Genomic DNA, 22473 nt, shown 5'->3' on the forward strand with positions numbered 1-22473 from the left:
CTGTTGGTCGACTATCGCGCGCAGCGCGGGATTTTCGCTCGTTGTGGGGAAGGTAGTCGACTAACAGTCGACTCTACCCAGTCGACTCTACCTCGTCGCCCTTGCCCGGTCGGACGACACCGTCACTGCGTTCCGGTTAGGCTCGGGGCTCCCCTATCCAGGACCGCCCCATGCGCGTGATCGCTGCCGCCCTGCTTGCCTGCCTTCCACTGCCTGCGCTGGCCGCGCCCACTTACGGGCCGCGGCTGGAGGGTTTCGACTACGGCTATCCGGTGAAGACCTTCGCGCTGGAATCGCAGCGGCAGCCGCTGGAAATGGCCTACCTCGACATCCCGCCGAAGAAGGCACCCATCGGCGTGGTGGTGCTGCTGCACGGCAAGAACTTCTGTGCCGCCACCTGGAAGGAATCGATCAAGCCACTGGTTGCCGCCGGCTATCGGGTGATCGCCCCGGACCAGGTGGGCTTCTGCAAATCCAGCAAGCCCGAGCGTTACCAGTATTCGTTCGCGCAGTTGGCCGCCAACACCCATGCCCTGCTGCAACAGCTGCAACTGGGTGATGTCCCGGTGCACCTGGTCGGTCATTCGATGGGCGGCATGCTGGCGGTGCGCTACGCGCTGATGTTCCCGCAGGACCTGCGCAGCCTGTCACTGGTCAACCCGATCGGGCTGGAAGACTGGAAGGCGCTGGGTGTTCCCTGGCGCAGCGTGGACGCGTGGTACGCCGGCGAGATGAACATCAGCTATGACAGCATCCGCCGCTACCAGCTGGATGTGTACTACGACGGCAAATGGAAGCCGGCATATGAACCGTGGGCGCGGATGCAGTCGGGCATGTACGAAGGCCCGGGCAAGCAGGCCGTTGCATGGAGCCAGGCGCTGGCCTCGGACATGGTGTTCAACCAGCCGGTGGTCTACGAACTCAAGAATGTTCAGGTGCCGACCACGCTGTTCATTGGCCAGAAGGACCGCACCGCGATCGGTCGCGACCTGGCGCCACCAGCGGTGAAGGCGACGCTGGGCAACTATCCGGTGCTCGGGAAGGCGGCAGCCGCGGCGATTCCCGGCGCGACGCTGATCGAGTTCGCCGAACTGGGCCATTCGCCGCAGGTGCAGGACCCGAAGCAGTTCAACGCGGCGTTGCTGAAGGCATTGAAGGCGCATTGAACGGCAGCCCTCCCCTGTAGAGTCGAGCCATGCTCGGCTTATCCAGCAAGAGGGATCTCGCCAGTAGCAGCCGAGCATGGGCTCGGCTCTACAGAAGCAGTGCGATCAGCCGAGGATCCGCAACACGTCATCCAGCAGCGCGGCGGCGGTGACTTCCGCGCCCGCGCCCGGGCCCTGGATCAACAACGGCTGGCGGTGATAGCGATCGCTGTGGATGGCCACGCGGTTGTCGGTGCCCGCGCCCTGCGCCAACGGGTGATCGGCAGGCAACTCACGCAGGCCCACCTGCGCACCCTCGCCATCGACACGGCCAACGAAACGCAGCACGCGGCCATTGTCATGCGCCTGCTGCCAGCGCGCCTGCAACGGCGCATCCAACTGCTCAAGCGCCGCCACCGCATCCTCCAGCGGCAGCGCTGCCAGCGCTTCAGGCACCAGTGAATCCACCTGTACCTGCGACGCATCCAACGCCAGCCCGCTGCTGCGCGCCAGGATCAGCAGCTTGCGGCGCACGTCTTCACCGGAAAGGTCCAGGCGCGGATCGGGCTCGGTGTAGCCGGCAGCCAGCGCCTCGCGCACCGCCGCCGAGAACGGCGACTGGCCGTCATAACGATGGAACAGCCACGCCAGCGAACCGGACAGCACGCCTTCGATGGCATGGATGTGATCGCCACCGGCCACCAGTGCACGCAGGCTGCTCAACAGCGGCAGGCCCGCGCCCACCGTCGCGCTGTCGCCATAGCGCGCGCCACTGTCGGCACAGCTTTCCGCAATGGCCTGCGCGCGGGCCAGCTGCGCACCACGGCCCAGCTTGTTGGCGGTCACCACATGCACGCCCCGCGCCAGCCACTGCACGTGGCGCGCGGCCACGTCTTCGCTGGCGGTGGCGTCGACCACCACGTCGCCACGCTCCAGTCCTTCGGCACTCGCCCACGGTGGCGAACTCTGGCCATCGCGCGGTGCACGCCGTGCCAGTTCCAGCGGCAACGCCAGGTCACGATCGATCTCCAGCGCAGTGCGTGAATTGGCCAGCCACTGCACGCTGGGCAGTTCCAGCCCACGCGCCTGCAATGCCTGGTAACGCTGTACGAAGGCCGAGCCGACCGTGCCGGTGCCCAGCAGCGCCAGGCGTCCCACGCCCAGAGCAGGAATTTCTGCGGCGAGCGCGCTCATGCATCCACCACCTGTTTGCGGCGCGCAGCCGCATCAATCACCGCTTCGGCACGCTGCAGCGCGGCGCCGAGATCGGCCAACAGGTCACGCTCGGCCTCGATGCCAACCGACAGGCGCAGCAGGCCTTCGCTGATGCCGGCCGCAGCACGCGCTTCGGCGGTCATCGCCGCATGGGTCATGGTGGCGGGATGCGCGATCAGGCTTTCGACGCCGCCCAGCGATTCGGCCAGCGTGAAACAGCGCAGGCCATCGACGAGCGCGCGCACCGCCGCGTGCGGATCATCACCCGCGCAGTGCGCCAGTTCGAACGACAGCATCGCGCCGAAGCCACTCTGCTGGCGAGCAGCGATGGAGTGGCCCGGGTGATCGGCCAGACCCGGATAATAGACGCGGCCGACCGCCGGATGCTGGTCCAGCAGCGCAACGATCGAAGTGGTGTTCTCCTGATGCACGCGCAGGCGCGCATCCAGCGTGCGCAGGCCACGCAGGGTCAGGAAGGCATCAAACGGCGAACCCGTCAGGCCCAGCGCGTTGCCCCACCACACCAGCTGCTCATGCAGTGCCGGATCGCGCGCGACGACCGCACCGCCCACCACGTCGCTGTGGCCGTTGATGTACTTGGTGGTGGAATGCAGAACCAGATCCGCACCGAACGACAGTGGTTGCTGCAGGGCCGGCGACAGGAAGGTGTTGTCGACCACAACCAGAGCACCTGCCTTGTGCGCGGCATCGATGACGAAGCGCAGGTCGGTGATGCGCAGCAGCGGATTGGACGGCGTTTCCACCAGCACCAGCTTCGGCTGGGTGGCCAGCGCCTGCGACAGCGCGCGCGGATCGGTCAGGTCGGCGGTGACCAGTTCGAAATGGCCCTTCTTCGCCAGCGCATTGAACAGCCGCCAGCTGCCACCGTACGCGTCGTGCGGCACGACCAGGGTATCGCCCGGCTGAAGCAGCGCGTTCAGCACCAGGTTGATCGCCCCCATGCCGGTGGCGGTGATCACGCCGCCCGCACCGCCTTCCAGCTCGGCCAGCGCTTCACCCAACAGGTCGCGGGTCGGGTTGCCACTGCGCGTGTAGTCGTACTGGCGCTTGTTGCCGAAGCCTTCAAAACTGAAGTTCGACGACAGCACGATCGGCGGCGTGACCGCGCCATGCGCGGTGTCCCGATCGATGCCGGCACGGACGGCGGCAGTGGTGCGGCTACAGGACGGCTCGTTGGCGTGCAGGCTCATGCGGACTCTCCAGAGGTGCGGAAGGCGGTGGCGAGGATCGCGTCGATGCGATCGGTTTCTTTGAGGAAGGCGTCGTGGCCATAGGGCGAGCGCAGCACGCGCAGGCTTCCGCGCGGCCCCAGCCCCTCGACCAGGCCGACCAGGTCGGCCAGCGGCACCAGGCGGTCACCCTCCACCGCGACCACCACGGTCGGCGGCAGGATGGCCGCGGGGTCCACGCGGTGCAGGTCGATCGATTCGGACAGGCGCAGGTAGGCGGTCACCGGCGTGCGCGCGACGTACTGCGCGCCGGCGGCGTCCAGATAGTCCTCGGCGGCGACCCGCACGCGGCCGTTGATCACTTCCGGCGCGGCGTCGAAGCGCTCGCCGAACTCTTCCGGGGTGCGGTAGCTGAGCATGGCGAACTGCCGGGCCAGCGCCAGGCCGTGGTCTTCGCCGCACTGCAGTTGGCCGAGGGCGACGGCGCGGCGCTGCAGTGCGCGCCAGGCCGCGGCATACGGGTGCGGACGATGCGCGCCGCTGGCCAGCACCAGCTGGCGCACCCGGGCTCGATGACGGATCGCGAACTGCTGGCCGACCAGCGCGCCATACGAGTAGCCGACGAAGGCCTTCAGCGTGCGGATACCCAGATGATCCAGCAGCAGTGCCAGCGCATCGGCCTGGTCAGCGGTATCGATCGGCACGTCCAACGCACCGTCGGCCCCGATGAAGTCGAACGCCAGTACGCGCAACTGCTGCGGATCCAGCGTGCGACCACTGCCGACCAGGTCTTCGGCCCAGCCCTTCTCGCTGAACTGTGCGTTGGACGCCACATGGCGATGGGCGGAGATGCCGCCGGCCAGCACCACCACCGGCGCATTGGCCGGGCCGACCCACTCATAGCGCAGGCGCACCGGGCTGGGGCCAGCGTGACGCATCGACAGCACCGCGGCGAACTCACCGCGCTCGGCATGCACGCGGTCTTCGACCGGCACGCTGACGGGGACAAAGGGTTCGGGGCGAACGGCGGTACTGGCAGCGAAGCTCATGGCGGGATCCGGTTGGGGAATCGGCCATCGAGCCTTCGCGGGGCTCGCGTTCGAGATGCACGTGCGGTGCATGGATCGAACCATCTTTCGGTGGACGCCACGGTCCCCGCAGGATTTGGCACCTACGCGAACGCTTTCGCATCCGCGGGCTGCCCCGGCTTCAAAGGGCCTGTCCCTCTGCCGGTCTCGATGGTGAGGCCACGATGCCAGCGCTTCCGGGCGCTGTCAATCCCTTCATGCGGATAAAGCGATGAATATTTTCGCAACAGGTATGCGAGAGGCGTCGCGGTCGCTCCGTTCAGGATCGGGTACAGTCCGGACGGTCCGTTTTCCTGAATCCGCTGATGCCACGCCTGCCCTTGACCTGCCTGCTCCTGCCGCTGCTGGCCAGCGCCTCTGCCGGCGCCAGCGACTGGCGCCAGGGCTGGGGGATGCTGCCGAAGGCGCCTGCCCCCGCCAGCGCGGAGGCGAAGGCCCCCCTTCCGATGGCCCAGCTGCGCCTGCAGTCGATCGGCGAACAGTGGCAGGCCCGGATCGACAACACCCTGGCCGGGCCGTTGCAGATCGAACTGCGCGCCGCCCCTGGGCACCCGGTCGACGGCTTGCCGGTGCAGTCACTGATACAGGGCGACAGCAGCCTGGTCGTCGGCCACCTCCCCGCGCCGGTCAACGGCCCGATGCTGGACCTGCGCCTGCAGTCGGTACCAGGCAACCCCGCCGCACAGGCCGAGGATGTGGCCTACCGCCTGCCCTTCGATGATGCACGCCCGCGCGTGGACCAGGCGCCGCAGGGCCGGTTCAGCCACGACGACGAGGAAAACCGCGACGCGGTCGACTTCGCACTGCCGGAGGGCACACTGGTGCTGGCCGCGCGCGAGGGCACGGTGATGCAGATCCAGGATGGCTTCCGAGGCAACGGCCAGGACCGCGAACGTGATGGTGCCCGCGCCAACTTCATCCGCGTGCTGCACAGCGACGGCAGCATGGCCCTGTACGGCCACCTGCAGGCCGGCGGCATGCGCGTGCGTCGCGGCCAGGCGGTGGGCGCCGGGCAGCCGATCGGCCTGTCCGGCAACAGCGGCTTCAGCAGCGCACCGCACCTGCACTTCGTGGTGCAGGTCAACCGCGGCATGGGCCTGCGTTCGGTGCCGGCACGCATCTTCGCCGAGCAGGGCCAGCTGCAGTTCGCCCGCCAGGGCGAGGCCGAGGGCGGCATCGGGCGCTGAACGGCCCCGGCCGGTATAATCGGGCGCTTATCTCTTTGAAAAGCGCCCCGGGCGGGCGCCACTGCCATGTCCGAAGTCGCCAACGAAGCGTCGCGTCGCCGCACCTTCGCCATCATTTCCCATCCTGACGCCGGCAAGACCACGCTGACCGAAAAGCTGCTGCTGTTCGGAGGCGCGATCCAGATGGCCGGTTCGGTCAAGGGCCGCAAGGCCGCCCGCCACGCCACCTCCGACTGGATGGCATTGGAAAAGGAACGCGGCATCTCCGTCACCTCTTCGGTGATGCAGTTCCCGTACGAAGACAAGATCGTCAACCTGCTCGACACCCCCGGCCACGCCGACTTCGGCGAGGACACCTACCGCGTGCTGACTGCGGTGGACTCGGCGCTGATGGTGATCGACGTGGCCAAGGGCGTGGAAGAGCGCACCATCAAGCTGATGGAAGTGTGCCGCCTGCGCGATACCCCGATCATGACCTTCATCAACAAGCTCGACCGCGAGGGCAAGGACCCGATCGAGCTGCTGGATGAAGTGGAAACCGTGCTGGGCATCCAGTGCGCGCCGGTCACCTGGCCGATCGGCATGGGCCAGCGCCTGAAGGGCGTGGTCCACCTGCTGACCGGCGAAGTACACCTGTACGAGCCGGGCCGCAACTTCACCCGCCAGGACTCGACCATCTTCCCGTCCATCGACGCCCCCGGCCTGGCCGAGAAGATCGGTGCGCAGATGCTGGCCGACCTGCGCGACGAGCTGGAACTGGTGCAGGGCGCCAGTCATCCGTTCGACCTGGAGGCCTACCGCGCCGGCAAGCAGACCCCGGTGTTCTTCGGCTCGGGCGTGAACAACTTCGGCGTGCAGCCGCTGCTGGACTTCTTCGTCGAGCATGCGCCGTCGCCACAGGCCCGCTCCACCACCGGCCGCGAGATCGCCCCGGAAGAAAACAAGCTGACCGGCTTCGTATTCAAGATCCAGGCCAACATGGACCCGCAGCACCGCGACCGCGTCGCGTTCATGCGCGTCTGCTCGGGCCGCTTCAGCGCTGGCATGAAGACCTTCCACGTGCGCACCGGCAAGGAAATGAAGCTGGCCAACGCACTGACCTTCATGGCCAGCGACCGTGAGATCGCCGCCGAGGCGTGGCCGGGCGATGTGATCGGCATCCACAACCACGGCACCATTTCCATCGGCGATACCTTTACCGAAGGCGAAGCGGTCACCTTCACCGGCATCCCCAACTTCGCCCCGGAACTGTTCCGCCGCGCGCGCCTGCGCGATCCGCTCAAGCTCAAGCAGCTGCAGAAGGGACTGGCCCAGCTGTCCGAAGAAGGCGCGACCCAGTTCTTCCGCCCTCTCACCAGCAACGACCTGATCCTGGGTGCGGTGGGTGTGCTGCAGTTCGACGTGGCGGCCTATCGCCTGAAGGACGAGTACGGCGTGGAAGCCACCTTCGAGCCGGTCAGCGTGACCACCGCGCGTTGGGTCCACTGCAGCAACGAGAAGAAGCTGGAAGAGTTCCGCGAGAAGAATGCGCTGAACCTGGCACTGGATGCAGCCGGCCACCTGGTCTACCTGGCACCGACCCGGGTCAACCTGCAGCTGGCGCAGGAACGCTCGCCGGACGTGCGTTTCTCGGCCACCCGCGAAGCGGCGCATACCGTTTCGGTGGGCTGATGCCACGGGGTCGGATCCCTTTCCGGCAGGAAAGGGCTCTGACCCCAGCCAACGCAAGGCCGGCATTCACCCACCATACGGTGACCGGCGTGCACGCATCGCCCATCGCGGCGATGATAAGGGGGTGCGGGTCCCCCTCCCCGCGAACAATGCCTACGCCATGTCCACGACGTCCATTGCTTCGATCCGTGAAGAAATCGCCAGCGCCCTGACCCATGGCCTGGGCGCGGTATTCGCCCTGGCCGCCAGCGCGGTGTTGATCACCCTGGCTGCGATCTACGGCGACGGCTGGCAGCTGGCCAGCGCGATCGTGTTCGGTATCGCGCTGTTGCTGCTGTACACCGCCTCCACGCTGTACCACGCCATCCAGCATCCGGTCGCCAAGGGCCGGTTGAAGGTATTCGACCACTGCGCGATCTATGTGCTGATCGCGGGCACCTATACCCCGTTCACCCTGATCGGCCTGCGCGGTCCGTGGGGCTGGGGCCTGTTCACCGCGATCTGGGCGCTGGCGCTGGGCGGCGTGGTGTTCAAGCTGTTCTACACCGGCCGTTTCAAGATGCTCTCAACGGTGATCTACATCGCCATGGGCTGGCTGGTGGTCGTGGCGATCAAGCCGATGTGGGCCTCGATCGATGGCGGCACCCTCACCTGGCTGTTCGCCGGCGGCCTGTCGTACACGCTGGGGACCTACTTCTACCACCGTGAATCGATCCCGTACTCGCATGCCATCTGGCACCTGTTCGTGATCGGCGGCAGCGTCTGCCACTTCGTCGCGGTCACCATGCAGGTGCTGTAAACGGCCGCTCGAGGGCGGCGTGTGCACGCCATGCACATGGTCGCTTCGCGCCCTGTCCACGAACAGAGGGCAACCATGGCAGCGTGAATGCTGCCGCCTCCCCTGCCGCAAGGCGCACGCCCCGCTGGCGCCTCCGCCGCCCCGGCCCACGAGGCCGGCGCTGGCTCACGATCCTGGTTTTCCTGCTGGCGGCGATCCTGGTACTGCTCGCGTTGTGGGACTGGAACTGGTTCAAGGGACCGGTGGAGCGCGCGGTGCAGGCACGCACCGGCCGAGTGCTGCACATCGGGAACCTTGATGTCGACCTCGGCCGCACCAGCACGATCCGCGCCGATGCGATCACCTTCGCCAATGCCAGCTGGGCGAAACAACCTGAGATGGCCAGCGCAGACCGCGTCGAGATCGACGTGCGGGTCTGGCCCCTGCTGCGCGGCAGCGTGCAGCTGCCCGAGGTGCGCCTGACCCGGCCGGACGTGCTGCTGGAAACCGCCCCGCGCAAGGGCGAGCCGGGCAACTGGGACTTCCTCGGTGACAGCGCCGGCGGCACAAGCCCGCAGCTCAAACGCCTGCGCATCGACGATGGTCGGCTGCAGTTCATCGATGCATTGGGCCGCACCGACATCCGCGTGGGCGTGCGCAGCGGTCAGCCGAAACAGGCCGATGCCTCGCCGCCGCTGCTGGTGCAGGGCAAAGGCCACTGGCAGGGCAACCCGTTCACCCTGCGCGGTGGAACCGAATCACCGCTGGAACTGACCGACAGCGACCACCCGTTCCGCATCCACCTCGACGGTCGCGCCGGCGCTACCCACGCGGTGGCCAGTGGCACGCTGACCAATCCGTTCCAGCTGCGGGTGTTCGACCTGCAGTTCGCACTCAGCGGGCAGGACCTGTCGGACCTGTACCCGCTGCTCGGCATTGCCATCCCGCCCTCACCGCCCTACGCCTTGGACGGACGGCTGAAGCGCGACCACAACGTCTGGCGCTACGACAGCTTCACCGGCAAGGTCGGTGACAGCGACCTCGCTGGCAACCTGCAGTTCGAGGTGGGACGCGACCGTCCACGGCTGACCGCGACACTGGAATCCAGGCGCCTGGACTTCGATGACCTGGCCGGCTTCGTGGGAGCGCCACCGAAGACCGGCGGCGGCGAAACCGCGAACGCGGAACAAAAGGCACAGGCCGCCCGCATCGCCGCCAGCAGCCGGGTATTGCCCGACACGCCCTACAATCTGGGCAAACTGCGTGCGATGGATGCCGACGTGCGCTGGAAGGCCCACCGCATCAACGCGCCCTCGTTGCCACTGGACGACATGGACGCGCACCTGCTGCTGGATGACGGCGTGCTGCGGCTGGACCCGCTGAACTTCGGCGTGGCCGGCGGCGATATCCGCAGCACGATCCGCATGGATGCACGCCAGGCGCAGATTCGCACCGCGTTGAGGGCCAGCGTACGCGGCGTGCAGCTGGGCCAGCTTTTCCCGGATGCGAAGCTGGCCGAGCAGGCCAAGGGCGGCATCGGCGGCGAAGTGGACCTGAGCGGGCACGGCAACTCGATCGCCGCCATGCTCGGCAGCAGCAGCGGCAAGGTCGGGCTGGCGATGGGCCGTGGCCATGTCGGCAACCTGGTGATGGAACTGGCCGGGCTGGATATCACCGAATCACTGAAGTTCCTGGTGACCGGTGACAAGCAGATTCCGCTGCGCTGCGCCTTCGCCGACTTCGGTGTGCAGGACGGCCTGATGACCAGCCAGGCACTGGCGGTGGACACCACCGATACCATCCTCATCGGCGAAGGCACGGTCAGCCTGCGCGACGAGACCCTGGACCTGCTGCTGAAACCGCGCCCGAAGGACAAGAGCATCCTGGTACTGCGGTCACCGTTGCATATCAGCGGCACGTTCAAGGACCCGTCGTTCCGCCCTGACTTCAAGGCGTTGGGTATTCGCGGCGCGGTGGCCCTGGCACTGGGCAGCATCGCGCCGCCGGCGGCATTGCTGGCTACGATTGAACCGGGGCCGGGCAAGGATGCCAACTGCGGTGGGCAGTATGCGAAGTAGGGTTACAGCGTTGTTCGCGGCGCCTCCCTTCCCGCGCGTAGAGCCGGAGCAAGGCGACAGGCAGGACACGCCGTAAATACGTCCCTGTAGGCTCGGTCGGCGCATCCATGCGCCTCACGGTCCTGCCTGCCGCCTTGCTCCGGCTCCGGACAGTTTCCTGCGCGCGCGGAACGAGAGCGAAGTTCAAAGTCAAAAGAAAGAGCAGAATCAAAAGCCAATGCCAACCAAGGTTGGCATCTGCCAGGAGCGGGGGACCGGCACTGAAACGCACCGCGCTCGCGGGAACGTGTCCAGAGGCGGAGGGTCCTGCCCAGCCGCACCCTCCGCCTCCCAACGTATCAGGAAGGCGCTGCTTTGGCTTTGAGCTTCGAAAAGCGGGCCGGCGGGCCGCAGGCCCGCCAGCGAAAAACTCATCCCGCCACGATGTACTGCTGCAGCTGATCCAGCTCCCTGCGCTGCGCATCGATCACCGACTTCACCAGGTCGCCAATGGAAATCACCCCCAGCACCTGCACGCCCTCCACCACCGGCAGGTGGCGGATGCGGTAGTCGGTCACCAGCTGCAGGCAATGCTCCACCTGTTCGCCCGGCGACACCGTCACCACCTGCGTCGTCATGATCTCGGCCACCGCCGTATCGCGCGAAGAACGATCACGCAACACGATCTTGCGCGCGTAATCGCGCTCCGAAAGGATCCCGACCAACCGCGGCCCGTCCATCACCAGGACCGCGCCAATGCCCTTTTCCGCCATCAACCGGATCGCATCGATCACCGCCGCATCCGGCGCGACCGCATGTACTTCAGGAGACTTGCCGTCCAACAGTTGCCGTACCGTGGTCATCTGCCTGCCCTCCGAGGGTGGGTTGCAGGTCCGAGTCTGCCACGGCGGATGCTAGCCACGCGTCAACCAGGTACAACGGCCGCTGCTTGGACTCTTCGTACAGGCGCCCCAGGTACTCACCGATCAGGCCCAGCGCGATCAACTGCACCCCGCCCAGGAACAGGATCACCGCCATCATCGTCGGCCAGCCCGCCACCCGGTCGCCGTACAGCGCGGCCTTGACGATCACCCACATGCCGAACACGAAGGCCACCGCCGCGGTTGCCAGCCCCAGGTAGGTCGCCGCGCGCAGAGGCACGGTCGAGAACCCGGTGATGCCCTCCAGGGCGAAGTTCCACAGCCGCCACAGGCTGAACTTGCTGGTGCCGGCCACGCGTGCGTGGCGGTGATAGGGCACCGCCACGCGCTTGAAACCCACCCAGCTGAAAAGCCCCTTCATGAAACGATGGCGCTCACGCATCTCGCGCAGCGCACTCAGCGCGCGTGGTGACAGCAGGCGGAAATCCCCGGTGTCGGCCGGGATCGGCGTACGCGAAAGGCGCCCCATCACGCGGTAGAAGATCGCCGCCGTGGCACGCTTGATCCAGGCCTCGCCATCGCGCGCCAGGCGCGTGCCATAGACGTTGTCATGGCCCTCGCGCCAGCGCGCGACGAACTGCGGCACAAGCTCCGGCGGGTCCTGGCCATCAGCATCCAGGATCATCGCCGCCCCTTCGCGCACCAGGTCCAGGCCAGCGGTCAGTGCGGCTTCCTTGCCGAAATTGCGCGACAGCTTCAGCGCGGAGACCCGCGCGTCGGATTGGGCCAGGCGGGCGATCACTTCCCAGGTCCCGTCATGGCTGCCGTCGTCCACGTACAGAATGTGGCCGTCGATGTCGGGCAGCGCGTCGAGCACCGCGCACAACCGCGGATGCAGCAACGGCAGTGCCAGGGCCTCGTTGTAGGCGGCGATGACGAAAGTGAGCCGTTCGCGGGTCATGCCCGGATTGTACGTTGCCGCCGGCCGTAGATCAGGCGGCGCGCGCTCACTCTTCCGAAAGGTACGCGGCCCCGCCCAGCTGCCGTGCCTGGCGCTGGATCCAGGCGGCGCGCCGCTGCACGTACGGCCCTGGCTTTGCGGCGTTGTAGCGCCGCGGTGCCGGCAGCACCGCCGCCAACCGCGCGCTATCGGCCGGGCTCAACCTGGCCGCGTCCTTGCCCCAGAACTTCTGCGCCGCCGCCTGAGCTCCGTACACGCCATCACCGAACTCGGCGATGTTGGCGTACATCTCCAGGATGCGCTCCTTTGGCCACAGCGCTTCGATCAGCACGGTGTACCAGACCTCCAGCCCCTTGCGGATCCAGCTGCGGCCCTGCCAGAGGAACAGGTTCTTGGCCACCTGCTGGCTGATCGTGCTGGCGCCACGCAGTCGCCCGCCCTTGGCATTGTGGTCGCGGGCCTTCTCGATGGCCTGCAGGTCGAAGCCGTTGTGGTCGGGGAAACGCTGGTCCTCGGCGGCCACCAGCGAAATCGGCAGGCTCGGCGCCATCTGGTCAAGGTCGCGCCACTGGTAATGCAGGCGATAGGACCAATCGGCCTCGCCCAGCGCCTCGCCATAGCGCCACAGCATCACCATGGACACGGGCGGGTCGATGAACCGCAGCACCAGGACCTGCAGGCAGCTGAAAGCAGCCAGCAGCACCGGCAGCCACAGCAGCCGTTTCCAGCGCCAGCGCCTGCGGCGCGGGCCTTCTACGACAGCTTCCACCTTGTGCTGCTCTCCCCCTGCCCCCATTACTGGTGCATCCTTCTTCTATCTGGTTGTCGGCGCATTATCCGGCAACTGCCCCCGTTTACGCGCGATGTGAGCCGATGACCGCCAACTCCGATTCCCTGATCCGCTTCCTGCTCCCCGACGCCGGCGTCCGCGGCGTCCACGTGCACCTGCAGGCCACCTGGCAGGAAATCCTGTCCCACGCCGAGTACCCGGATACCGCCGCCGAACTGCTCGGCGAGGCCTGCGTGGCCTCGGCGCTGTTCACCGGCCATACCAAGATCGATGGACGCCTGTCGATCCAGCTGCGCAGCAGCACTGCCCTGCGCACCCTGTTCGCCGAATGCACCGCCGCCGGCACCCTGCGCGGCATCGCCCAGCTCAGCGAAGGCGGCGACGCGCCGCGCGACCTGTCCAGCCTGGGCGATGACGCGATCCTCGCCATCACCATCGAGAACCCCGGCCTGGACCCGCGTGAACCACAGCGCTACCAGAGCCTGGTCGGACTGACCGCGCCGGAACTGGACGAGGCCTTCGAGGACTACTTCCGCCAGTCCGAGCAGCTGCCGACCCGCCTGCTGCTGGCGGCCGACCGCAATGGTGCCGCCGGCCTGCTGCTGCAGAAGCTGCCGGGCGACGAGGGCGACGAGGACGGCTGGGCGCGCGCCAGCGCCCTGTTCGAGACCCTGGGCAAGGCTGAACTGCTGGCCACCCCGGCCGAGCAGCTGCTGCACCGCCTGTTCCACGAGGAGAAGCCGGCGCTGATGGGCGAAAAGCCGCTGTCCTTTGCCTGCTCCTGTTCCCGCGAGCGGGTGGCGGCGATGCTGCAGTCGCTGGGTGAGGAGGAGGCCCGTGCAGCGGCTGCAGACACCGGCGCCGTCGAGGTCCGTTGCGAATTCTGCGGGCGTGAGTATCACTTTCCATTGACGGAGTTCGGCATACTGTTCCACGGCGCCCAGGGGGCTGTACCGGCGCCTGAACGGCTTCAATGAACGGCAGTCTTGTACCTGGGGAGGATCAAGGCTTGTTAAGAATTCATAAACACCCTACGATCAAGTTCCCGTCCCCACGGGAACTTCCGTTGTCCGTCCCTGTCTGAACTGGTCCGATGCGTACCTTCCTGCGTCTACCGCTGGCCATGATGATCGCCCTTGGCGCGATCACGGGCGTGCATGCGCAGAGCAAGGACACCCGCACCGTGCTGCCGGTATGGAACAAGGGCAGCGGCAAGGTCGAGGCCCTGCTGTACCTGGAGCCGACCGGTGAGCAGGCGGCCGGGGCGCGTTGGCATTTCGGCCGCAACTCGCTGGATGCGGCCTTTGGCCTGTCCTCCGGCGATTCGCTGGGCCTGCTCTGCAGCAGCAGCGGGACCAGCATGAGCGGCCTGGCCAGCCACTGCATGCTGGCCAGCCTCGGCGACGAGGACGACCTCAACAGCCGGCGTTTCACCGGCACCGCCGCATTGAACCGTGGCAGCAGCCGCCTCGGCATCACCGCCGGCACCGGCCGTGAAACCCTGCCGGCATGGCTGGCAGGCCCGAACAAGACCCCTTCGCTGCGCGCCGAGCAGAATGACCTGACCGTGTTCGCACAGAAGAACATCGGCCGCGAAGGCTTCGTGTCCATTGCCGGCACCTACGCCAAGGCCCGCCTGGTACCGCTGGCCGACGCCTCGCCGGCCATTGCCGACCGCTGGGACAGCAAGAGCCTGAGCATCGGCGCCGGCTACGGCAATTTCACCGGCAGCATCATCGGCCGCGTCATCGACGTGCCCGGCAAGCCCGGCAAGTGGGAAGGCCTGGGTATCGGCCTGACCTGGCGCACGCCATGGTCCGGCCAGCTCACCGTGGGCGCCGAGAACGTGATCAGCCGCGGCAAGAATCCGTTCTCGCCACGCAACGAAAGCAACGACGACGGCACCGTGCCGTACGTGCGCTACGAGCAGGACCTGTAAGCTCCCTGCTGCCTCACCGCGACGTTTCCGCGCGCGCTCCCTTCGCCCATCCCCGTAATGACACCTCGCCGCCACCACGCGGCGATGCGCAAGCGCCTGTGCGCGGCCTGGTCCAGCACGGCTGCGCAAAGGCCTGCGCCATCAAGCCTGGCTGCCCCATGAAAAAAGCCACGCCCCTTTCGGGGCGTGGCCATGTCACACATACATATTACGCCGCGATCAGAAGCGCTGGGTGTACTTCATGTACAGGAAGCGACCGATGTCGAAGCCACCGTAGTAGGAGACGTTCGCGCTCGGCTGGCTGTACATGGTCGGGCCCACGCGGCCGAACACGTTGTTGGCACCCACGGCCACGGTCGCATTCCACGGTGCGTTCCAGCGCAGCTGGACGTCGTTGAATACGGTCGCGCCACGCTGGTTGGTCGCGCTGCCCACCGCCACGCCCTGGTTGTTCGGCGAAGCGTAGTTCGGCAGGTTGCACTCTTCCGGGAACGTCACGGCACTCAGGCACGCTTCCTTCATGCCGGAGAAGTAACGGACGGTCCAGCTGGCGCCGAAGTCACCCATTTCCCAACCCAGGTTCAGGTTCGAACGCACGCGGAAGGCGTAGCCAGCCCAGCCCACGCCGGTGCGGGGGTTCGGGTGGGTGACCGCGTTCTTGGTGGTGACCAGGTCATCACGCGAGGTGTAGGTGCTGGTCCACTGCGCGCTGAAGTTGCCGAAACGATCGGTCGGCAGGCGGTAGCTGACATCCAGGTCGAAGCCTTCCACCTCGCGGTAACCGGCGTTGATGCCGGTGCGCTTGAGGTTGTTGACGATGCCGGTCACCGGGTCACGCGTGAACGCCGAGCAGCGTGCCGCGATGTCGTTGATGTAGCAGTCGTTGAGGATCAGGTTGGCCGTGTCCGAGATGATGGTGTTCTCGACGCGGATTTCCCACCAGTCCAGCGACATGTTGAAGTTCTGGATGAAACCCGGGCTCCAGACGAAGCCCAGGGTCTTGGACGTCGAGGTTTCCGGGGTCAGCTGGTCGTTGGAGCCGGAGACGAAGGCCAGCGGGGTCTGCGACGATGCAGCGGTGGTCGGGGTGAAGCCCTGCTGCTGCTGGCGGAAGTTGGCTGCATTTACGCCGGCCGGCAGTGCGGCGGCGCAACGGGCACGCACCGCAGGATTGGTGCGCGCCGCACCGTAGACCGAATCGCACGGATCGGTGAAGAAGTCGAACGACTGCGAACCGCCGCTGTACAGGTCGGCGATGGTCGGGGCACGGAAGCCTTCCGCCCAGGTACCGCGGATGAGCAGCGAGTCGATCGGCTTCCACTTGAAGCCGAACTTGCTGTTCAGCGTGGTGCCGAAGGTGTCGTAGTCCGAATGGCGGGTGGCCGCGTTGAGGCTCAGCTCGCGGGCGCCCGGCAGGTCGGCCAGGATCGGCACGTTGAACTCGGCATAGACTTCGTCAACCTTGTAGCCACCACCGGTGGGGAAGTTGGCCAGGCCGGAGGTGTTGCCCGACTGCACCAGCGCGTCCGGGCTGAAGCTGCCGGTTTCCTTGCGGTGCTCGACACCCACGGCGAAGCCCAGGTCGCCGGCAGGCAGGGTGAACAGGCTGCCGGCCAGGTTGGCGGTGATGACCTTGGTGGTGGTCTCGGCGGTGGAGTGCGCGGACGGGAACAGCAGGTTCTGCAGGGCGGTGTTGCCGGTCAATGCGCCGTTGGCACCGTTGCTCTGGATGCCGGCATGCAGGAACGGGTTGTACGGCACGCACTGGTTCAGCCCGATCGGGTTGGCCACGGTACCGCACTGCGCCACGCCGCTGCTGTTGATGAAGGACGGACCCACCGCCGCACGCAGCGCGGTCAGGTTGAGGTCGCCGGTGCTGGTCTGGACCAGCTTGTTGTTGTTGTACAGGTAGCCGACATCCCAGTCGAACAGGCGGTCGGAGAACTCGAAGCTGCCTTCCAGGCCGCCGCTGAAGCGGAAGGTGGTCAGCTCGGCGCGGGTGTTGCGCGGCACTTCCGAAGTACGACGCCACCAGTTGGCGATGTCAGCACCCAGCGGATTGAACACACTGCTGGCCGAAATCGGCGAACCGAAGGCCAGTGCGCCGTACGGGTAGCCGGCGATCTGGCGGTTCGAATCGCGGAAGCTGTACAGCATGTTGGTGCGCAGGCGCACGTTGTCGGTCAGGTCGTAGATGCCATCGACGAACACTGCACGGCGTTCCTGCGGGGTACGCAGGTCGGTCTGCAGGTTGGTGTTGGTCTTGTCCTTGGTGGAGAAGCTGTTGACGTTCTGCGCGACGTAGTCGGCCTTGTTGTTCGCGTTGCCACCCTCACGCAGGATCACGCGCACTTCGCGGTTCGGGTTGGATGCGCTGGCGGCCGGATAGGTGACGCCCGGCAGGCCATCGGCCGGACGGCTGACGAAACCGCCGAACTCACCGACGGTGGTCCAACCGAAGTCCGGGTGGTTGGAGCTGCGCGGGAACGCACCGTACGGACGATCGGCCGCCCGCACCTTGTCTTCCTTGGCGTACTCGGCACCGATGGTCAGCGAACCGCGCTCACCCTTCACGCCCATGGTGAAGTCCATGGTGCGGGTGGCACCGTCGCCTTCACTGTACTGGCCGTAGTAGACGCTGCCGGTGGCGCCTTCGAAGTTGGTACGGGTGATGATGTTGATGACGCCGGCGATGGCATCGGAACCGTAGATCGACGAAGCGCCGTCCTTCAGCACTTCGATGCGCTCGATGGCCGAGACCGGCACGGTCGAGATGTCCTGCAGGCCACCGGTGGTGATGCCCAGGCGCTTGCCGTTGAGCAGCACCAGGGTGCGGGTGGCGCCCAGGTCACGCAGGCTGATGTAGGTGCCGCCGACGGCTTCGCCCGAGGACAGCGGCTGGGCACGGCTGATCGGCGGCGTACCCACGGCGCTGATGTTCTGCAGGATGTCAGCGACCGACGAGAAGCCCTGCTTCTCGATGTCAGCGCGGTTGAGGGTCAGGACCGGCTGGGCGGTTTCGACGTCGACGGTACGGATGCGCGAACCGGTGACTTCGATGCGGTCCAGGTTGGTGGCGGTCTGGGCAGACGCCACCCCGGTACCGGCAACGGATGCGGCGCTGGCGGCCAGCGCAACGCACACTGCATCGCGCAGCTTGTTGCTGTTCAACTTCATGGGCTCTCTCTCCATGGATCTTGGGTTGTGTGCTGAGTCCAACCGACGTGCCCCAAAAGGGAGGCACAAAAAACGGCTGGTGACCCGATAGTAGCCACACTTGATCTGGAATTAAAGAGTCGTTAAGAAAATGCCCAAATCGCGTGAAACCAGCCTCACCACGACATACGTTGGCGCATTGAGGTCGCCTGCAAGGCGCATTCGGCACTTGCAGGGCGCCAATCTCCCATTCAGCTGGGAATGAGCGTCTCGATCAGATGCTCGACATAGGCCTCGAAATCCTCGCGGGCCTGCTTGGGTTGCTGCAGCTGCAGCGACAGCTGCAGGAAGCCGACGTAGGCGGCATAGGCCAGGCGCGCGCGATGCCGTGCATCGGTGGAGCTGAGCCCGGCCTGGCGGAACGAAGCAACCAGGTAGTCGAGCCGGCGCTGCGAAACGCGGTCGATCACCGGGCGCACCATCGCGTGGTCCAGCGCCTTCAGCAGTTCGCTGTAGATGATGTGCGGCTGCACTTCGTGCGCGACCATCTGGAACAGCTGGCGCAGGCGCACGCGCGGATCCGGCACGTCCTCCAGGCTGCCGAACACCTGTTCCTGTTCGAACAGTTCCCAGCGTTCCAGCGCCGCCTGCAGCAGTGCATCACGCGAGGGGAAGTGCCAGTAGAAACTGCCCTTGGTCACACCCAGGCGCCGCGCCAACGGTTCCACCGCGACGGCACCCACACCTTGTTCAGCAATCAGATCGAGAGCGGCCTGGGCCCAGTCTTCGGCACTCAGGCGGCTGTTGCGGCCGGCGCGCGGTTCGCCGGCGGAAGCGTCAGGTTGATTCATGGGCTGATTTAACCATACGCCGGGGTTCGTTGCAGTACGCGGTTGCGGCCGAAACCGTCGCGACGCCCGCCTGGGCACCTGCCGCAGCGCACCATACCGTGCAGTATTGACTTCCCTCGCAAGCGATCCATACTAGCAAGTATGGTTACGTCCCCTACTCCCGCTGCGTTCCATGATCTTCGCCTGGAGGCCGCCCATGGCACACGCCTGGCCGCAACCGCCAGCGACCACGGCCGCCGTGGCCGCGTGTTGTTCGCGCATGGCTTCGGCCAGACCCGGCACGCATGGAACGCCCCCGCGCGGGCCCTGTCTGCGGCGGGGCTGCAGACGCTGGCCTACGACGCCCGTGGCCACGGCGATTCGGACTGGAATTCTGCCGAACTGCCCTATCACGGCGAGCAGTTCGCTGATGACCTGATCGTGCTGGCCGGGGAACAGCCACGCCCGCCGGTGCTGGTCGCAGCCTCGATGGGCGGCCTGTTCGGCCTGCTGGCCGAATCGCGCTGGCCGGGCCTGTTCTCGGCAATGGTGCTGGTGGACATCACCCCGCGTTGGGATACCGCCGGTGTTGAACGCATCCTGGCCTTCATGACCGCCCATCCCGACGGCTTTGCCTCGCTCACCCAGGCCGCCGATGTGATCTCGGCCTACATGCCGCACCGTCCGCGCAAATCCGAGCAGTCGCTGCGCGCACTGCTGCGCGAGGACGGCCACGGCCGCTGGCGTTGGCACTGGGACCCGCGCCTGGTGGCCGAACTGGCGCGCGACAGCGAGCAGCACCAGGATGCGCTGGCCGAGGCCGCACGCCAGGTGAAGTGCCCGCTGCTGCTGGTCAGCGGCGGCCGAAGCGACCTGGTCACGCCACAGACCGTGGCCGAATTCCTGGCGTTGGCGCCGCACGCGCGTCATGTACAGCTGCCGCAGGCCACGCACATGGTCGCCGGCGATGACAACGACGCCTTTACCGCTACTGTGTTGGACTATCTGGACGTGTTGCCCGCAGCGGATGCTGCAGCTTCGTCCGCCACAAACGAGCACGTCACCGGAGCACGCTCATGAGCATCGTTCTTCCCTTCCTCGCCCTGCTGCTGGCAGGCGCGTTCGTCGCCTACCACCGCATGCGGCTGGTTACCTGGACGCTGATCAGCGTGGCCCTGCTGGTCGCCTGCTGGTTCATTCCCTACGTCAACCAGACCGCCACGATCGTGGCTGCCGCCGTATTGGCCGTCATCGCCGTGCCGCTGCTGCTGCCGTTCATCCGCAAGCCGCTGCTGACCGGCCCGATGATGAAGGTGTTCCGCAAGGTGCTGCCGCCGCTGTCGCAGACCGAGCGCATCGCGCTGGAAACCGGCTCGGTTGGCTTCGAGGGCGAACTGTTCACCGGTGATCCGGACTGGAACATCCTGCTCAATTACCCCAAGCCGCAGCTGACCGCCGAAGAACAGGCCTTCCTCGATGGCCCGGTCGAAGAGCTGTGCACGATGGTCAACGACTGGGAAATCACCCACGTCCACGCTGACCTGCCGCCGGAGCTGTGGGCCTTCATCAAGAAGAACAAGTTCTTCGGCATGATCATCCCGAAGGAATATGGCGGCCTGGGCTTCTCTGCGCTGGCCCACCACAAGGTGATCCAGAAGCTGGCCTCGGTGTCCTCGGTGGTCAGCTCCACCGTCGGTGTGCCCAACTCGCTGGGCCCGGGTGAACTGCTGGTGCATTACGGCACCCAGGAACAGAAGGACCAGTACCTGCCGCGCCTGGCCGATGGCCGCGAAGTGCCCTGCTTCGGCCTGACCGGTCCGTTCGCCGGCTCCGACGCCACCTCGATTCCAGACTACGGCATCGTCTGCAGGGGCGAGTGGAACGGCGAGCAGGTGCTCGGCGTCAAGCTGACCTTCGACAAGCGTTACATCACCCTGGCCCCGGTCGCTTCGCTGATCGGCTTGGCCTTCCGCATGTACGACCCGGATGGCCTGATCGGCGACACCCGCGACATCGGCATCACCCTGGGCCTGCTGCCGCGCGACACCGCCGGCGTTGAAATCGGCCGTCGCCACTTCCCGCTGAACTCGACGTTCCAGAACGGCCCGATCCGCGGCAAGGACGTGTTCATTCCGCTGACCCAGCTGATCGGTGGCGCGGCCATGGCCGGCAAGGGCTGGAACATGCTCAACGAGTGCCTGGCCGTGGGCCGCTCGATCACCCTGCCGTCCACCGCCAGTGGCGGAGCCAAGGCCGGTGCCGCCGTGACCGGCGCCTATGCACGCATCCGCAAGCAGTTCGGCCTGTCGGTCGGCCGCTTCGAAGGCGTGGAAGAAGCGCTGGCCCGCATCGGCGGCAAGGCGTACAAGATCAGCGCGCTGTCGCAGGCCACCGCTGCTGCAGTCGACCGTGGTGACGTGCCGTCGGTACCGTCGGCCATCGCCAAGTACCACTGCACCACCATGAGCCGCGAAGTGATCTCGGACATGATGGACGTGATCGGCGGCAAGGGCATCATCCTGGGGCCGCGCAACTTCGCCGGCCGCAGCTGGCAGGCCGCGCCGATCGCGATCACCGTGGAAGGCGCCAACATCATGACCCGCAGCCTGCTGATCTTCGGCCAGGGTGCGATCCTCTGCCACCCGTGGGTACTGAAGGAAATGAAGGCCGCGCAGGATCCGGATACCCGTGCCGGCCTGCAGGACTTCGACCGCAGCCTGTTCGGCCACATCCGCTTCGGCATCTCCAATGCCGTGCGCTCGTTCTGGTTTGGCCTGACCGGCGCGCGCTTCGGCGCCGCCCCGGGTGACGCCTACACCCGCCGCTACTTCCGCAAGCTGGACCGTTACTCGGCCAACCTGGCGCTGATGGCCGACATCTCGATGATGACCCTCGGCGGCAAGCTGAAGTTCAAGGAATCGCTGTCCGGCCGCCTGGGCGACGTGCTGAGCCACGTCTACATGACCAGCGCCATGCTCAAGCGCTACCACGACGAGGGCGCACCGCAGGCCGACCAGCCGCTGCTGGCCTGGGCCTTCCATGACAGCGTGCACAAGATCGAGGAATCGCTGTCGGCGGCCCTGCGCAACTTCCCGATCCGTCCGATCGGCTGGCTGATGTGGGCGCTGATCTTCCCGCTGGGCCGTCGTGCCGAGGCCCCGGGCGACCGCCTGAGCCGCCGCGTCGCCGCCCTGCTGATGGCGCCGAACGAAGCCCGCGACCGCTTGGCCAGTGGCGTGTTCCTGACCCCGTGCGAGAACAACCCGGGTGGCCGCATCAACAGCTACCTGAGCAAGGCGATCATGGCCGAGCCGGTGGAGCGCAAGTTCCTGAAGGCGCTGAAGAGCAAGGGCATCGAGGCGCTGGACTTCAAGAGCCAGCTGGACGAAGCCGTGGCCGAGGGCGTGATCACCCAGGACGAGCGCAGCCTGCTGGAAGAGCTGCGCACGCTGACTCTGGATACGATCACCGTGGACGACTTCGACACCCACGAACTGCGCGCGGCCAGCTACTACGACCGCCAGCACAAGGATCCGCATTCGCAGGCCGCCTGATCGCCCGCGATACGCGTTGCCTTCGACGGCG

Annotated in this window: 17 protein-coding genes and 1 riboswitch; of the genes, 9 read left to right on the top strand and 8 right to left on the bottom strand. The window is 66.7% G+C overall.

Translation table 11 applies throughout. The features are described 5' to 3' along the window. The first annotated feature begins 170 nt into the window (after positions 1–170). Positions 171–1166 carry an alpha/beta fold hydrolase gene (locus tag AC5P68_RS00600; RefSeq protein WP_495216756.1) on the top strand — a complete coding sequence of 332 codons (996 nt, stop codon included), beginning with the start codon at positions 171–173 and terminating at the stop codon, positions 1164–1166. 105 nt (positions 1167–1271) lie between these two features. On the opposite strand, the gene AC5P68_RS00605 is transcribed toward AC5P68_RS00600, so the two are convergent. From AC5P68_RS00605 to metX, 3 genes are read right to left on the bottom strand one after another with little or no spacing between them, the layout of a single operon-like run. Continuing rightward, positions 1272–2339 carry a homoserine dehydrogenase family protein gene (locus tag AC5P68_RS00605; RefSeq protein ID WP_495216755.1) on the bottom strand — a complete coding sequence of 356 codons (1068 nt, stop codon included), beginning with the start codon at positions 2337–2339 and terminating at the stop codon, positions 1272–1274. After that, positions 2336–3571, bottom strand: coding sequence for an O-succinylhomoserine (thiol)-lyase (locus AC5P68_RS00610; protein WP_033834026.1), 1236 nt, complete (start codon positions 3569–3571; stop codon positions 2336–2338). Before AC5P68_RS00610 ends, AC5P68_RS00605 begins: the two co-directional genes overlap by 4 nt. After that, a complete protein-coding gene (gene metX / locus AC5P68_RS00615) occupies positions 3568–4599 on the bottom strand; it encodes a homoserine O-succinyltransferase MetX (RefSeq protein WP_005410679.1) in 1032 nt (343 codons plus the stop codon). The genes AC5P68_RS00610 and metX overlap by 4 nt, the downstream gene beginning before the upstream one ends. Positions 4600–4676: 77 nt before the next feature. Continuing rightward, positions 4677–4795: riboswitch (SAM riboswitch) on the bottom strand. Between the two features lie 148 nt (positions 4796–4943). Here metX and AC5P68_RS00620 point away from each other — a divergent pair. From AC5P68_RS00620 to AC5P68_RS00635, 4 genes are all read left to right on the top strand, one after another. After that, positions 4944–5825 (top strand): M23 family metallopeptidase, encoded by an 882-nt coding sequence (locus AC5P68_RS00620; RefSeq protein ID WP_033834028.1) that lies wholly within the window; start codon positions 4944–4946, stop codon positions 5823–5825. A 66-nt stretch (positions 5826–5891) separates the two neighbouring features. Then, positions 5892–7496 carry a peptide chain release factor 3 gene (locus tag AC5P68_RS00625; RefSeq protein ID WP_005410681.1) on the top strand — a complete coding sequence of 535 codons (1605 nt, stop codon included), beginning with the start codon at positions 5892–5894 and terminating at the stop codon, positions 7494–7496. 160 nt (positions 7497–7656) lie between these two features. Continuing rightward, positions 7657–8295, top strand: a complete 639-nt coding sequence (gene trhA / locus AC5P68_RS00630) for a PAQR family membrane homeostasis protein TrhA (protein ID WP_184014039.1) — start codon at positions 7657–7659, stop codon at positions 8293–8295. A gap of 83 nt (positions 8296–8378) precedes the next feature. Next, positions 8379–10352, top strand: a complete 1974-nt coding sequence (locus AC5P68_RS00635) for an AsmA family protein (protein WP_164124369.1) — start codon at positions 8379–8381, stop codon at positions 10350–10352. A 410-nt stretch (positions 10353–10762) separates the two neighbouring features. Here AC5P68_RS00635 and AC5P68_RS00640 read toward each other — a convergent pair whose 3' ends face one another. Genes AC5P68_RS00640 through mtgA form a run of 3 tightly spaced genes read right to left on the bottom strand, consistent with a single transcriptional unit; the run spans position 10763 to position 12969 of the window. Then, the gene (locus tag AC5P68_RS00640) at positions 10763–11194 is read right to left on the bottom strand and encodes a CBS domain-containing protein (protein WP_033834030.1); all 432 of its coding nucleotides are present in this window, start codon (positions 11192–11194) and stop codon (positions 10763–10765) included. Then, positions 11154–12173 carry a glycosyltransferase family 2 protein gene (locus tag AC5P68_RS00645; protein WP_033834031.1) on the bottom strand — a complete coding sequence of 340 codons (1020 nt, stop codon included), beginning with the start codon at positions 12171–12173 and terminating at the stop codon, positions 11154–11156. Before AC5P68_RS00645 ends, AC5P68_RS00640 begins: the two co-directional genes overlap by 41 nt. Before the next feature lie 46 nt (positions 12174–12219). After that, entirely contained in the window at positions 12220–12969 is a 750-nt protein-coding gene (gene mtgA / locus AC5P68_RS00650) for a monofunctional biosynthetic peptidoglycan transglycosylase (protein ID WP_005410686.1), read from the bottom strand. A 77-nt stretch (positions 12970–13046) separates the two neighbouring features. Between mtgA and hslO the strand changes: the two genes are divergently transcribed. Together hslO and AC5P68_RS00660 are read left to right on the top strand one after the other, a co-directional pair. Then, entirely contained in the window at positions 13047–13940 is an 894-nt protein-coding gene (gene hslO / locus AC5P68_RS00655) for an Hsp33 family molecular chaperone HslO (protein WP_005410687.1), read from the top strand. A gap of 149 nt (positions 13941–14089) precedes the next feature. Then, positions 14090–14902 (top strand): XOO1806 family protein, encoded by an 813-nt coding sequence (locus AC5P68_RS00660; RefSeq protein ID WP_024956328.1) that lies wholly within the window; start codon positions 14090–14092, stop codon positions 14900–14902. 219 nt (positions 14903–15121) lie between these two features. On the opposite strand, the gene AC5P68_RS00665 is transcribed toward AC5P68_RS00660, so the two are convergent. Continuing rightward, the gene (locus tag AC5P68_RS00665; protein ID WP_033834033.1) at positions 15122–18079 is read right to left on the bottom strand and encodes a TonB-dependent receptor domain-containing protein; all 2958 of its coding nucleotides are present in this window, start codon (positions 18077–18079) and stop codon (positions 15122–15124) included. A gap of 230 nt (positions 18080–18309) precedes the next feature. Further along, a complete protein-coding gene (locus AC5P68_RS00670) occupies positions 18310–18909 on the bottom strand; it encodes a TetR/AcrR family transcriptional regulator (RefSeq protein ID WP_231522728.1) in 600 nt (199 codons plus the stop codon). Positions 18910–19050: 141 nt separating this feature from the next. On the opposite strand from AC5P68_RS00670, the gene AC5P68_RS00675 reads away from it, so the two are divergent. Together AC5P68_RS00675 and AC5P68_RS00680 are read left to right on the top strand one after the other, a co-directional pair. Then, positions 19051–19968, top strand: a complete 918-nt coding sequence (locus tag AC5P68_RS00675; RefSeq protein WP_231522729.1) for an alpha/beta fold hydrolase — start codon at positions 19051–19053, stop codon at positions 19966–19968. Then, the gene (locus AC5P68_RS00680; RefSeq protein WP_005410692.1) at positions 19965–22442 is read left to right on the top strand and encodes an acyl-CoA dehydrogenase; all 2478 of its coding nucleotides are present in this window, start codon (positions 19965–19967) and stop codon (positions 22440–22442) included. The genes AC5P68_RS00675 and AC5P68_RS00680 overlap by 4 nt, the downstream gene beginning before the upstream one ends. Positions 22443–22473: the final 31 nt, after the last annotated feature.

It is taken from the genome of Stenotrophomonas sp. YJH_SMC_58 (assembly GCF_059369635.1).